This is a genomic window from Haloprofundus marisrubri (assembly GCF_001469955.1).
Lineage (GTDB): Archaea > Halobacteriota > Halobacteria > Halobacteriales > Haloferacaceae > Haloprofundus > Haloprofundus marisrubri.
In genome coordinates, this window is sequence record NZ_LOPU01000018.1 from 828,672 (window position 1) to 841,678 (window position 13,007).

The following is a 13,007-nucleotide window of genomic DNA, read 5'->3' on the forward strand; positions in this document are numbered from 1 at the left end:
CGTGGTAAAATAGCTCGTGGAACGGTAACTAACGTGCGTGAGGTTTACTCGGCCAGCCTCGACGGAACGGTTTATTCGCCATACCCCGCGGGTTCGAGCCGTTTTGCGCCGATAACCGGGTGACGGTGTGGAATAAACGGACAGTGGGTGGTTTCGCTGCGACAGTCCGTCGTCACCGACTGGCGTCCGACGATTCTCGGGGGTCGTCGGTGTCGGTAGACGATTCAGACTCGTCGACGGACGTATCGTCGACAACAGCGGCGTCGGGGGACGCCTCGTCGTCGGAGGGTGTGTCGTCACTATCGTCCGTGCGGTCGGGAGCGGTTCCGTTCTCGTCGGTGTCGTCGGAAGCGTCAGTCGCTCTGTCGGATTCGGAGGAGCCACTGTCACCGACTTGGTTACTGGTGTCGCTGCCGAGTCCGTTGTCGTCGTCGCCGAGTCCGTTGTCGTCGTCGCCGAGTCCGTTGTCGTCGTCGCCGAGTCCGTTGTCGCCGTCGCCGAATCCGTTGTCGTCGTCGGGTCTCTTCTCGTCGCTAGCCTCCGCGGTGGGAACCGATTCGGCGTCGTCGACGACGCTGTCCTCCGGTCGGTCCGTCTCGTCGGCTGTCTCCGATTCGGCCGATGCTGCCGACTCGTCCACCGTCGCGCGTTCTGCTGCGTCGAGTTCGCGCGCCGGTTTCGCCGACTCGGCGTCTTCGATACGGACGCCGTCGCTCAGGTGCTCACGGAGTGCTGCCCGGTCGACGGTGCCCGAGACGGTTCGGGGGAGTTCGTCGGCGAACTGGATGCTTCGGGGGAGTTTGAACCCCGCGAGACGCTCTCGGCAGAACGATTCGACCTGTTCGGCGCTGAGATTAGGGTTCTTCGGCACCAGAAGCGCCGCGACTCGCTCACCCCACTCGTCGTCGGGGATGCCGACGACGGCAGCGTCGGCGACGTCGGGGTGCGAGCGAAGCGTCTCGACGATTTCGCCGGGGTCGACGTTCTCGCCGCCGGTGATGATGCGGTCGTCGAGTCGGTTGAGCACGTAGACGCGACCCTCCTCGTCGCGGTAGCCGATGTCGCCGGTGTGCAGGCCGTTCGGCCCGAACGCGGTTTCGGTCGCTTGTTCGTCGCCGTAGTACCCCGGCGAGACGGTCGGTCCGGAGACGACCAACTCGCCGACTTCGGTCGGCGGGAGTTCGTCTCCCTTCTCGTCGACGACGGTCAGGTGCGTCCAGTAGAGCGGTCGCCCCACGGTACCGGGATTGTCGAACGCCTCCTCGGGACGGGCGGTCGAAATCTGCGAGGCCGTCTCCGTCATCCCGTACGTCGGATGCACCGGCACGGAGTAGTCGCGGCAGCGCTGGACGAGTGACCGAGGAGCGGGCGCACCGCCCAACAGAACGACTCGCAGCGAGTCCGCGAGCGTCCCCCGCGTATCGAGCATCTGTGTGAGCATCGTCGGGACCAGCGAGACGCAGGTGATGTCGTACTGCCCGATGTCGTCGGCTGTCGACCCCGGTTCGTACTCCTCGCGGAGGACGACGGTGATACCGTACAGCGGGCCGCGCAGGATGGGCCCGATACCACCCATGTGGTACAGCGACAGCGGAACGAGCCATCGGTCGTCCGGCGAGATACCGAGGTGGAACGCCGAGGCGACGGCGCTCGACAACACGTTGCCCATCTGCAGAATCACGGCTTTTGGGTCGCCGGTCGTCCCCGAAGTGAACAGAAGCACGAGCGGGTCCGAGCGCTCCCACTCGGCGGGGACGAACGCCTCGGCGCTCACGTCTTTGAACGACGCGACCGACGCTGACTGTGGTTCGTCGACCGAGACGAGGGGAACCATCTCGCTCGTGGGGTCTGCGACATCGCCGTCCTCTGCGGCGTCGTCACTTTCGGCGGCGTCGTCGCCGTTTTGGTTCACTCCGTCGCCCGCTGCGGCCCGTTCGACCGCTTCGACGGCCATCTCCTCTGTCGTCTCGCCGCAGACGAGCGTCGTCAGGTCGGCACGGTCTATCTGCGGTCCGAGTTCGGCAGCGGTGAGACGGTCGTTCAACGGAACGAGCGTCGCACCGAGTCGCATCGAGGCGTGGACGAACAGGACGTACGCCACCCGACTGTCCATGAGGACGCCGAGGTGGTCGCCCGCTTCGACGCCGAGCGCCGTGAGGCGACCCGCCGTCTCTTCGACGGCGGCGTCGAGTTCGGCGACGGACCACTCCGCGCCCGAGTCCGCGACGACGAGCGCCGTCGCCGTCGGCGTCGTCTGTGCCCGGTGCGACAACCAATCGCGCATACGTCGGCCATTGCGGGCGGGGCACAACTGTCTTTGCATCGGTGACCTCCGGCCGACACCGGCGACTGTCGGGGTGAAACCGGGAGAAAACGGGAGAACAGAAGAAGGGCAGAGCGAGAGCGCAAACAACGGAGCAGACGAGAGAGCCGACCGAAAACGCTACTGCTTACCGCCTTTTCGCTTACCCTTCGCTTTGCCGTTCGACCGCCCGCTCGCCTCGCTGCTGGACTGTCCGTCGCCGCGCCGACGGCCGTGACAACCGGGTCGGCCGGGACCACCGCGCGCGCCCTTGTAGCTCGCGTCGGCGTCGTAGCCGTCGAACAGGCGGAACCACTCGTCGAAGTTCGCGGTGACCGGAACCGAGGCGTCGCCGTCGAGGTTGCTCGCGTCGTCGACGACGGCACCGTCGCTCACGCGGAGGTCGGTGCAGAGCGCGTCGGCGACGGCGTTGAGGTTCTCGCGGGCCGCCGCGGGTACGTCGCCGCCGAGGAGGACGACTGCGCCGCCGTCGTCGACGAACGACTGGAGCGCCGCGAGTTCCTCGTCGGTGTACGCGGTGACGGGTGACGTGACGAGCAGCGCGCGGGCGCGGTCGAGAAGCCCGCTCGTCAGGTCGTTGACGCCCTCGAAGCCGATGTCGATGCCTTCGAGGTAGCGTTGGTAGTAGGCGGCGTCCTCGGCCGACAGCGCGTAGTCGACGCCGAACTGGCCGTGGCCGCCGTCGATGAGTACGTCGCCTTCGCGGTCGGACAGACGGTCGACGAGCGAGGTGAGAAACGCGAAGTTGCCGTAGTCGCTGGTGTCGATAGGGAAGCCTTCGGCGGCCTCGTAGGACTCGTCGACGAGCGGCGACCCGACGACGGCGACGCGGGCGAGGTGGTCGACGCCGACGAGCGGAATCTCGTCGTACTCGACGCTCGCACGTTCCTGCGTGGCCGTCGGTGCGGCATAGACGGGGACGCGCTTGTCGTCGACTGCGCCCTCGCTGGTTCGGACGCTGGCGGCACGCGGTGCGAAGATGGCTTCGACCGGTCCGTTCCGTATCTCCGTGGAGTTCTCGGGGTCGCTGTCGGTCCAGACGTTCAGGCCCGAATCACGGGCGGCGAGTTCCGCGCGGAGGAACGAGTCGTGGAACTCGAACCCGGAGTCGTAGACGCGGGCGAACCCTTCCTCGACGGCGCGGCGGTTGTACAGCGTGTCGCGTGCGCCCGAGTCGTCGCCGTCGTAGTAGACGTATCCCAGCAGACGGCCGAACGCGTCGCGGACGGACTCGTTGCCGTCGAACCGGAGGTCGACGGTGTCGCCCGCGCTGAGTTCGCCCTGTGCGAACGTCGTCGCGCGCTCGCCCCACTCGCCGAGGTAGTCGTACGAGTCGATGCCTTCCCATTCCTCGGCGCGTTCGGCCGAGCGGTTGCGGGGCTTTTCGGCGGTGTCGATACCGAGTACGCGGACGGCCTCCTCTTGGCCGCCCTCGAAGCGCACGTCGACGGTGTCGCCGTCGGTCACGTCGACCACCTCCACGGTGTACGTCTCGTCGGCGTCGAGTTCGAAGCCGAGGCCGTCGCGGTCGGTGAAGTAGTCGAAACGGGTGTTGAAGTTCGTCGTCTGCGGGACGAAACCGACGCCGGCGTTGTTCGTCTCGTCTATCACCTGGTCGTCGTTGAAGCGGAACGCGAGGCCGAGTTCGGCGGCGATGTCGTTCAGGTTCGCCGTTGCGTCGTAGTCGCCGAAGTCCGATTGGTCGAACAACAGAAGCGACCCGCCGTCGGCGACGAACGACCGGAGCGCGTCGAGTTCGTCGGCGGTGAACCCGGTGGCAGGGGAGGTGATGACCGCGGCGTCGGCGTCAGCGTAGTCGGTGGTCAGGTCGTCGGACCACTCGAAGTCGTAGCCGTTCTCCTCGGCGTAGGCGATGAACGCCTCGAACGTCCACGGGCCGTAGAACTGGTCGTGGCCGTAGTCGAAAAGCACCGTCGCGGGCGCATCGTCGCTTCCACCGACTTCGGCGTCGAGGACGTTGAGGACGAACTCCTCGTTGCCGGAGAGAAAGTCCGTGTCGTTCTGGGCGATGGGAGCGCCGAAGCCGACGACGCCGTCGTCCGCAGCGACGAGCGGAATGGGCGTGGTATCGTCGTAGATGACGGCGTCGTCGTCGCCGTCTTCGTCGACGTTCTCGGCGGTGTCTTCGGCCCAGACGGCGACGACCGACTCGTCGGTGAGTTCGTCTCGGTCGGCGGCGAGCAGACTCGCCGTCGAGTCGAACGTAAGCGGGGCGATGCGGTCGGGGGCGGCGAGCGCTCGTCGCGTCCCGAGCGTCGGCGCGGCACCCGCGACGAACGCGGCAGCGCCCAACGATGTGAGGAAGGAACGTCTTCGCATGCGTCCGGCGATGCCGAGTCAGTATAGATAAAATATCTGATTTCGTGTCGTAATGTTATACAGTTTCGTGTAGTCATGAATAGAGAACATGGTTCGTCAATAGTTGTCACAAAAAGGGACCGCTGGTGGCGACGCTCAGTGCTGGACGAACTCGACGAGAACGCCGCCCGTCGATTTAGGGTGGAGGAAGGCGACTTCGTGACCCCACGCGCCGGGCCGTGGTTCCTCGTCGATGAGTTCGACGCCCGCGTCTCTGGCGGTTTCGAGCGCCGCTTCGATGTTGTCGGTGGCGAGTGCGAGATGGTGGAGGCCGGGGCCGGTGCTGTCGAGATAGCGTGCGATAGCGCCATCGGCGTGCGGTTCGAGGAGTTCGAAGTAGCCGTCGTCGAGTTCGAGGAAGACGACGGTCATCCCGTCGAACTCCTCGCGGTGGACTTCGGGGGCGTCGAACAGTGTGGCGAACAGTTCCGCGAGCGAGTCGGCGTCGTTGGTGGCGACACCAGCGTGGTCGAACTGCATACCCGGGCTTCGCCGGGCGAAAAGATAAATCCTCGAACGACAGTTCGTCACACATGGAGCTCTCCAACACTGATGAAATCGCTGGTCGTGAGATAACCGAGACGCTCGGCGTCGTCCGCGGCAACACCGTCCGCGCCCGTAATATCGGGCGCGACATCACGCAAGGCCTCCGCAACGTGGTCGGCGGCGAACTGAAAGGCTACACCGACCTCATGTCCGACGCCCGCGAGGAGGCGCTCTCGCGCATGGAGGAAGAAGCCGAAGAGTTGGACGCCGACGCCGTCGTCAACGTCCGGTTCGTCACCTCGAACATCGCCCAGAGCGGCGCGGAGTTGTTGGCGTACGGAACGGCGGTAAAACTCGACTGAGCGCGACGCCGACGCGACGCCAACGCGACGACTCGCAGTCTCCTTATTTGCCGAACACGCGCGAGACGTTTCGAGCGACGCGCCACCCGGCGTCACGCGCCCACGGCGGTAGATGGCCACCGAGAACGAGCGCACGGCCCTGCATCCCGACGGGGTAGCGCTCGCGTGGTTTCGGCGCGCTGGCGGCGCGGACGATGGTCGTCGCCACTTCGTCGGCGTCGCCGCCGAGGTCGGTGAGGTCCGGCAACCAGTAGTCGAGCATCCGGTAGAGGTCGGCGTAGCGGCCGCCCTCGGCGAGTCGGTCGTCGAGGTCCGAGAAGATATCGTCGACGAAACCGGTGCCGACGACGCCGGGTTCGACGAGAATCGCGTCGACGTCGAACGGTTCGAGTTCGGCACGGAGCGCCTCTATCCAGCCTTCGACGGCGAACTTCGAGGCGGTGTAGGCGGCCATCCCCGGAAGCGGGTAGCGGCCGACGACGCTCGATAGCGCGACGACGCGACCGATTTCGGACTCGCGGAGGTGCGGAATCGCCGCGCGCGTCACGCGGTGCATCCCGACGACGTTCACCTCCAAGAGGTCGGAGACGTCCTCGGCGTCGGTCTCCTCGACGGCACCGAGGTGGCCGACCCCGGCGTTGTTGACGACGCAGTCGAGGCGACCCGCCTCCTCGGCGACGTCGTCGACGACCGACCCCGCGTTCTCGTCGGTCACGTCGAGGACGGCCGTCTCACAGCCGTCGTCTTCGAGCGGTTCGAGCGCTTCCTCGTCGAGACCCGTCGCGTAGACGGTCCAGTCGGCGTTTGCGAAGGCGCGCGCCGCCCGTCGTCCGATACCCTCGTCGCATCCGGTGATGAGTACGACCCGTGTCACGTCCCCCGATACTCGGGTTCGGGATATAAAACGGGGCGTGTGGTGGCATCGCGTGCGACTCGCGTCGCTGCGAACCGCGTGTCTATTCGGAGACCTCACCGATGCGGACTCCGTGGCAATGCGGATTCCTCGCCGACGCGGACGCCGTGTCACCGACGAACCGCTTTGTCGCTGGAGGCGCTAGAGACGCTATGGCACACGTCGAAACCGTCTTTCTCGCCCGGGAGAACAGCGCGCCGATGGAGGAAGTCGACAGCGTCGACGCCGTCGACGGGGGTCTCAGCGGCGACCGATACCAGACCGGCCGCGGCTACTACTCGCCGTACGACGTCTGCGAGGTGACGCTCATCGAAGGCGAAGCTATCGACGAGATACGCGAGGAGTTCGGCATCGACCTCACCGACGGCCGTCATCGTCGAAATATCGTCACCCGCGGCGTGGAGGTTCACGACCTCTTGCACACGACGTTCCGCGTCGGCGACGCGCTTCTCAGAGGGACTCGTCCACGCCCGCCCTGCGCACACGTCGAACAGGTCGCCGGCGAGGAGGGCGTCGCACGGGCGCTGAAGAATAGACGAGGTGGGGTCTGTGCCGACGTCGTCGAACCGGGAACGATTCGCGCCGGCGACGAACTGAAAGTCGTCGAAGAAAACCCCAGAACGATGGGTCGGAAGATAGCCGAACGGTTGGGTCTCTGAGGCGGGTTTCTCACTCGTCGTCGATACGCGAAACCCGAACGGCGGCGTGTTTGTACTCGGGAATCTTCGCCACCGGGTCGAGAGCGTCGCCCGTAAGTCGGTTCGCCAGCGGGTCGGCGTCGTGAAACGCCAGAAACACCGTTCCCTGCCGGATTGCGGGGGTGACGGCGGCGACGACGGCGACGCGCCCGCGCTCGTTTTCGACCCGTACCTCGTCGCCGTCGACGATATCGCGCGCCTCGGCGTCGGTAGGGTGTATCTGGAGCGCTGGCGTGCCTCGAAGGCGAGTCAACACCCCCGAGCGACGAGTTATCGCGCCGCTGTTGAACTGCTGGAGCACCCGTCCGGTGGTCAACACGAGTTCGTCGTCGTCGACGGCGTCCGCCGGAGGGACGTGTTCGACGACGCGCAGCGAGGCGGTCTTCGACCCGTTTTCGAATCGGTCGGTGTGGAGGACGGCGATTCCTTCGCCTTCGATGCTCCGCCCGCCACTCTCACTCCCATCCTCGCTCGCGGCGTCGAAGGGCCACCGTTGGCTCCAGGTACCGATACCGGCGTAGGACATGCCCGCGTACTGGGGGACGGTCCGGGTTATTTCCTCGAAGACGGCTTCCGGGTCGCCGTAGTCGAACTGCTCGGAACGGTCGTCGCCCGACGCGAGTTCGTCGTCTGGCCCGAACTCGTCGTCTGGCCCGAACTCGTCGTCTCCGCAGCCGCGAACACGCCCGACGAGACGTTGGCCGAGAGCACAGAGCACGTCGAAATCGCGACGGGCCTCTCCCGGCAGGTCGGCGTTGGGTCGCATCCGCATCACCTGCCGGTCGGTGTTGGTAACCGTGCCTGACTTCTCGGCCCACGCGCTCCCCGGAAGGACGACGTCGGCGTGTTCGGCCGTCTCGGTCACGAAGAGGTCGAGGACGACGAGACAGTCGAGGGCGTCCAGTTTCTCGGCGATGCGAGTCGCGTTCGGTTCCGTAATCGCGGGGTTCTCGCCGAAGACGAACGCCCCGCGGACCGAATCACCGAAGGCGTGTGTGAGTTCGACTTCGGTCAGACCGGGTGTCTCCGGTGGGGCGACACCCCACTCGTCGGCGAGGGCCTGTCGAGCCTCACCGTCGGTGACGTCGCGGTAGCCCGGTAGCGTGTCGGGGAGTGCGCCGACGTCGCCGGCACCTTGGACGTTGTTCTGGCCTCGGAGCGGGTTGACGCCCGTCCCGCGCCGACCGACGTTCCCGGTCAGGAGTGCAAGGTTGAGCAGTGCGTGGACGTTGTCGGTGCCGTAGTGGTGTTGGCTCGTTCCCATCCCGGTGACGATGGCGGCGCGGTCGGCCTCGCCGTAGGCCCGTGCCGCCGCACGGACGTCGGCGGTGTCGACGCCCGAGAGGTCGGCGTTCGCATCCACGTCGACCGCGTCGAGAAACTCGCGGAGCGTTTCGAACCCAGTCGTCCGTTCGGCGACGAACGCGTCGTCGACGAGGCCTTCATTCAAAACGACGGCCGCGAGTGCGTTCAACAGTGGGATGTCGTGACCCGGTTTGACGGGGAGGTGGTGGTCGGCGGCCGCCGTGGTCGCCGTCTCCCGCGGGTCGACGTGAATCAGCGTCGCGCCCGCCGAGAGCGCGGGCCGGAGATACGATTGGAAGATGATGGGGTGGTTCTCGGCGGGGTTCGCGCCGACGACGAGAAACACGTCGGCTTCGGTGAGGTCGTCCAGCGAGTTCGTCATCGCGCCCGCCCCGAACCGCTCGCGCATCGCCGCGACGGTCGACGAGTGACAGAGACGTGCGCAGTTGTCGACGTTGTTCGTCCCGAGCAGGCGTGCGAGTTTCTGGAGGAGGTAGTTCTCCTCGTTCGTGCAGTTCGAGGAGGCGAAGAAGGCGAGCGAGTCGGGGCCGAACTCGTCGACAATTCGGCCGAACTCCCGTTCGACCCGCGAGAGCGCCACCTCCCACGTTGTCGGTACGAGTACTCCGTTCTCGCGGACCAGCGGTCGGGTGAGTCTGTCGTCGTCGACGACGTGGTCGAACGCGGCCGCCCCCTTGACGCAGATTTCTCCGCGACGATTGACCGGGCCGCGCCACCCGAGCGACCCCCGTTTCTTCGGACTGTACTGGATGCCGCAGCCGACGCCGCAGAACGGACAGACGCTCTCGGCGGGCGCGAACGTACGGTCGGGCGTGTCGGTCATCGGGGGAGAGTGCGGACCGCGTCGAAATAGGCGTTCGCCGCGGGCGGCGGAATCGTCGTGCAAATTGACTAGTAAGAATATCAATATTTTTGACACCGCGCGAAACTGACAGCGTATGGACCACACAGACGAACCCCCAACGTACGGTGTCGGGTTCGACGTTGTGGTCGCCACTGCCGTCCATCTGGTGTTCGCCGGACTCCTGACGTACCTGCTCGGCCGCTCCGTCACGCTCCTGTTCCGCGGGGCACCGGCGGTGTTCGCCGACATGCAGACGCTCTCTCTTCCGTTTGCAGTCTCCGCGCTCGTCGTCGCCGTCTTTCTTGCCGCTGTCGGCTACCGACGCGTCGACGCACCACCCGAAACGGTGGGTGAGACTCGGACGACTGGGCGGGCGGTCGAACTCGTCGCGGAAGCGGCCTCGCGGGTGAACGTCACAGCGCCGAGGGTGCGCGTGGCGACGACGCCAGTCCCGAACGTTGTCACTGTGGGTAGCGGCCCCGAGAGAACGCTCGTCGTGACGACGAAACTGCTCGACACTGTCGACGACGGGACACTCGTGAGTCTCGTCAGCCGCGAACTTCACACGACGGATACGTTCGCCCGAGCGATTCGCTTGGTTCGGGCCTACACGGTCGTCCCGTACGCGCTTTCGGCCGGCCGACTCAGGCGAGCACGGACACACCATCGAAAACTGCGCGGCGGCGAGAAGCGAAACGAAAACTTCGCCGGATACGTCTACCTCAGTTATCTGTTCGCCGCGGTTGGCTGTCTCCTCGCCGGCCCGTTCTGGGCCGTCGAATGGTGGGTCGTCGCGTCACTCGCCCAACGGCGAACGGTGTACGCCGACCGGGTGGGCGCACTCCTCACCGACACCGAATCGGTCGTCGCCGGACTCGAAGCGAGTGCCGAGGTGGCACTCGAACAGACGGGCCGCGACGAAGGGAGTGACACCCCTGCCACGCGCCTCACCACCCTCCTCCCGTACGTCGTGGACCACGACCCACCGTCACCCGAGACAGAGGCGTCGACGACGGTCGATTGGGACCGCGTTGACGAGATAGAACGCGAGCAGGGCGACGACGACCCGAAATCGCCCGACCTGCCGCTAGAATCACGCCTCGTCTCGCCGCACCCACCCCTCGAAGAACGCGTCGGACGACTGTACGAACGCGCGTAGTCGGTGTCGAGAAAAAGGGTGGAGAGACGCTCCGACGATTACGCGTCCGGAAAGATACTCTCGGGCAGGTACGCCGTCACGGTCCAGTTGGGCGCGTCGACGACTTCGCTGATTTTGAGGTCCACTGCCGCCGAACAGAGGATGTACGCCTCCCCACGCGTCAGGTCTCGTTCGGTGTGGAGATGCTCAATCATGTGCCGAACCGCCTTCTTCGTCGCCTCCATCAGATCACTGTCGATACCGGTCGTGCCGTACATCCGCTCGTCCTGTCCGGTCGGCGTAAATGGACCGTCTGTCTCGAACTGCGGTTGCTCGATGTTCATGTCTTTGCGCACGTCGAAGCGAGCGGTGACGAACATCGGCGCTTCGACGCCGGTGACACACACTTCGCCGTCGCCCTGTGCGGCGTGGCAGTCGGCAGTCGAAAAGAGGCCGCCTTCGGCTTCGACGGGGAGGTAGACGGTGGACCCGGCGGTCATGTGTTTGACGTCCATGTTGCCGCCGGTGGCTCTCGGCGGGAGCGTGTCGTGTTCGCCCGACTCGCCGGGCGCGACGCCGATGATGCCGGGGAACATATCGAGGGGAATTTCGATGCCGTTGACGAACTCGGCTGTCTCCTCGCCGAGGTCCCAAATGTGAAGGCCCGCTTCCTCGAAATCTTCAGGAAGTAAGCCGAGACCCATCTCACCGGGCATATACCCTGTAAATCCCCAACCCTTGTGCTCGAAGTCGAGCAGGTCGACGGCGAGGACGTCGCCGGGTTCTGCTCCCTCGACGGCAACCGGACCGGTGAGGGGGTGCACCGGGTCGAAACTCGCGTTTGCGAGGTCGTCGGCCGTCGAGTCCTGTGTCACTTGACCGTCGAGGGCGTCTCGACACTCGAACCGCACTACTTCGCCGGGTTCGACGGTCACCGCTGGGTCGAGGCTGTTGTCCCAGACGTTGTGGACGTTCTCGTCGTCGTCGCTCAGTTCGTAGTCGACCGTGTACTCGCTTCGAGACATACGGTATCATGGAACTAGAGAAGTAAATAGCCCGTGTCGACAGCAGAGACAGGCAGTTTCGGGTGAGTCATCGACTCGGCGGCGGACATACACTGATAGGTTCGGCCCGCGTTCATCACACGAGCAATGTCGGAACAACTCGACCAGGCGGCAGACGCGCTCGTCTCCCAGTTCGGCGGCGGTGGCCGAGTCGTCGGCGCGACAGCACCGGGGCGAGTGAACCTCGTCGGCGGCCACACCGACTACAACGACGGCTTCGTTCTCCCGGTCGCTATCGACCGCCGAACGGCAGTCGCGGCACGACCCCGTGACGACGACATCGTCCGCGTCCACTCCGTCGAGTTCGAGGAGACGGCGACGTTCGACTGTTCGAGTCTCGACCCGCCGGAGACCGTCACGTGGGCCGACTACGTGAAAGGCGTCGTCGCGGAGTTGCGGGAACTCGACGGTGGAGACGCCGTCACCGGTGCGGACCTCGTCGTCGGTGGCGGCGTCCCGCGCGGGGCGGGACTCTCCTCGTCGGCGGCGTTGGAACTCGCCGTCGGCGGGGCGCTGGTGGCGGCGTTCGACATCGAGGTCGAACGCCGCTCGCTCGCCGACGTCGCGTGGCGGGCCGAAACCCGATTCGTCGGCCTCGACTGCGGTATCATGGACCAGTACGCCGTGGCGCTCTGCGAGGCCGACGCTGCGCTGTTTTTAGACTGCCGAGACCGTGAGACCGAACTCGTTTCGTTCGACGGTGAACGCGCCCGTCTCGTCGTCGTCGACACGAACGTCGAACACGAACTCGTCGACTCGGCGTACAACGACCGTGTCCGCGAGTGCGCGCGTGGCGTCGACCTGCTGGACGATTACCTCGACACCGAAATCGGGTCGCTCCGCGAGGTCTCTCCCGAAACGCTCGCCGAACACGCCGCTGAAATCCCCGACCCGGTTCGTCGTCGCTGTCGCCACGTCGTCGCCGAGAACGAACGCGTTCGAGAGGCCGCGTCGGCGCTTCGACGCGATGACTTCGAAACCCTCGGTGAACGGATGTTCGCCTCCCACGCGAGTCTGCGCGACGACTACGAGGTGAGTTGCGACGAACTGGACCTCGTCGTCGACATCGCCCGCGAAACCGACGGCGTCTACGGGGCGCGACTGACAGGGGCGGGCTTCGGTGGGTCGGTCGTTGCGCTCGTCACACCGGAGGCTGTCGAGGGTTTCGAGGCGGCGGTCCGACACGAGTATCCGGAACGAACCGACGTCGACCCGGACGTGTACGTCTGCGGCGTCGTCGGTGGATACGCGATAGAACGCTGAGCAGCACCTCAAATCAGGTTATACAGCGTTCATCAGACGTGGTTTCGCGCATTCCGACCGCTATATGATTCAATACCGCCGATATAACGTGTTTGAGTGGTTCGAGAAGGCTGTTCTCGGATTATCGGTAGATTCGATGACAATCTACGCCTCGTCAAACGTCGTGACACAGAGCGTCACGTGCTCGACGAGATTACGCCTCGTCGAACGA

The 13,007-nt window shown here is 65.6% G+C and carries 10 protein-coding genes; 4 read left to right on the plus strand and 6 right to left on the minus strand.

Annotation, left to right across the window (positions count from 1 at the left end; translation table 11 throughout):
• Window positions 1-172: 172 nt before the first annotated feature.
• The 3 genes from menE to mce form a co-directional block, all read right to left on the minus strand.
• On the minus strand, window positions 173-2,284 hold the full coding sequence (gene menE / locus AUR64_RS10015) for an o-succinylbenzoate--CoA ligase (protein ID WP_071391245.1): 2,112 nt from the start codon (window positions 2,282-2,284) through the stop codon (window positions 173-175).
• Between the two features lie 159 nt (window positions 2,285-2,443).
• Window positions 2,444-4,663, minus strand: coding sequence for a Gldg family protein (locus AUR64_RS10020; RefSeq protein ID WP_071391246.1), 2,220 nt, complete (start codon window positions 4,661-4,663; stop codon window positions 2,444-2,446).
• 135 nt (window positions 4,664-4,798) lie between these two features.
• Window positions 4,799-5,182: a methylmalonyl-CoA epimerase gene (gene mce / locus AUR64_RS10025; protein WP_058581759.1), complete on the minus strand. Its 384-nt coding sequence runs from the start codon at window positions 5,180-5,182 to the stop codon at window positions 4,799-4,801.
• A gap of 53 nt (window positions 5,183-5,235) precedes the next feature.
• On the opposite strand from mce, the gene AUR64_RS10030 reads away from it, so the two are divergent.
• On the plus strand, window positions 5,236-5,550 hold the full coding sequence (locus tag AUR64_RS10030) for a YbjQ family protein (protein ID WP_058581760.1): 315 nt from the start codon (window positions 5,236-5,238) through the stop codon (window positions 5,548-5,550).
• A 43-nt stretch (window positions 5,551-5,593) separates the two neighbouring features.
• Here AUR64_RS10030 and AUR64_RS10035 read toward each other — a convergent pair whose 3' ends face one another.
• Window positions 5,594-6,424, minus strand: a complete 831-nt coding sequence (locus AUR64_RS10035; protein WP_058581761.1) for an SDR family oxidoreductase — start codon at window positions 6,422-6,424, stop codon at window positions 5,594-5,596.
• A gap of 191 nt (window positions 6,425-6,615) precedes the next feature.
• Here AUR64_RS10035 and AUR64_RS10040 point away from each other — a divergent pair, with 191 nt between their 5' ends.
• Window positions 6,616-7,122: an MOSC domain-containing protein gene (locus AUR64_RS10040; RefSeq protein ID WP_058581762.1), complete on the plus strand. Its 507-nt coding sequence runs from the start codon at window positions 6,616-6,618 to the stop codon at window positions 7,120-7,122.
• A gap of 10 nt (window positions 7,123-7,132) precedes the next feature.
• On the opposite strand, the gene AUR64_RS10045 is transcribed toward AUR64_RS10040, so the two are convergent.
• The gene (locus AUR64_RS10045) at window positions 7,133-9,310 is read right to left on the minus strand and encodes a molybdopterin oxidoreductase family protein (RefSeq protein WP_058581763.1); all 2,178 of its coding nucleotides are present in this window, start codon (window positions 9,308-9,310) and stop codon (window positions 7,133-7,135) included.
• A gap of 115 nt (window positions 9,311-9,425) precedes the next feature.
• Between AUR64_RS10045 and AUR64_RS10050 the strand changes: the two genes are divergently transcribed.
• On the plus strand, window positions 9,426-10,490 hold the full coding sequence (locus tag AUR64_RS10050; RefSeq protein WP_058581764.1) for a M48 family metalloprotease: 1,065 nt from the start codon (window positions 9,426-9,428) through the stop codon (window positions 10,488-10,490).
• 38 nt (window positions 10,491-10,528) lie between these two features.
• Here AUR64_RS10050 and AUR64_RS10055 read toward each other — a convergent pair whose 3' ends face one another.
• Entirely contained in the window at window positions 10,529-11,494 is a 966-nt protein-coding gene (locus AUR64_RS10055; RefSeq protein ID WP_058581765.1) for an acetamidase/formamidase family protein, read from the minus strand.
• A gap of 126 nt (window positions 11,495-11,620) precedes the next feature.
• Between AUR64_RS10055 and galK the strand changes: the two genes are divergently transcribed.
• Entirely contained in the window at window positions 11,621-12,796 is a 1,176-nt protein-coding gene (gene galK / locus AUR64_RS10060; protein ID WP_058581766.1) for a galactokinase, read from the plus strand.
• Window positions 12,797-13,007 lie beyond the last annotated feature (211 nt).

Coding starts and splice junctions, on each gene's coding strand:
- AUR64_RS10020 (WP_071391246.1), bottom strand. CDS start 4,663: ATGCGAAGACGTTCCTTCCTCACATCGTTGGGCGCTGCCGCGTTCGTC.
- AUR64_RS10045 (WP_058581763.1), bottom strand. CDS start 9,310: ATGACCGACACGCCCGACCGTACGTTCGCGCCCGCCGAGAGCGTCTGT.
- menE (WP_071391245.1), bottom strand. CDS start 2,284: ATGCGCGATTGGTTGTCGCACCGGGCACAGACGACGCCGACGGCGACG.
- AUR64_RS10040 (WP_058581762.1), top strand. CDS start 6,616: ATGGCACACGTCGAAACCGTCTTTCTCGCCCGGGAGAACAGCGCGCCG.
- AUR64_RS10055 (WP_058581765.1), bottom strand. CDS start 11,494: ATGTCTCGAAGCGAGTACACGGTCGACTACGAACTGAGCGACGACGAC.
- mce (WP_058581759.1), bottom strand. CDS start 5,182: ATGCAGTTCGACCACGCTGGTGTCGCCACCAACGACGCCGACTCGCTC.
- AUR64_RS10050 (WP_058581764.1), top strand. CDS start 9,426: ATGGACCACACAGACGAACCCCCAACGTACGGTGTCGGGTTCGACGTT.
- galK (WP_058581766.1), top strand. CDS start 11,621: ATGTCGGAACAACTCGACCAGGCGGCAGACGCGCTCGTCTCCCAGTTC.
- AUR64_RS10030 (WP_058581760.1), top strand. CDS start 5,236: ATGGAGCTCTCCAACACTGATGAAATCGCTGGTCGTGAGATAACCGAG.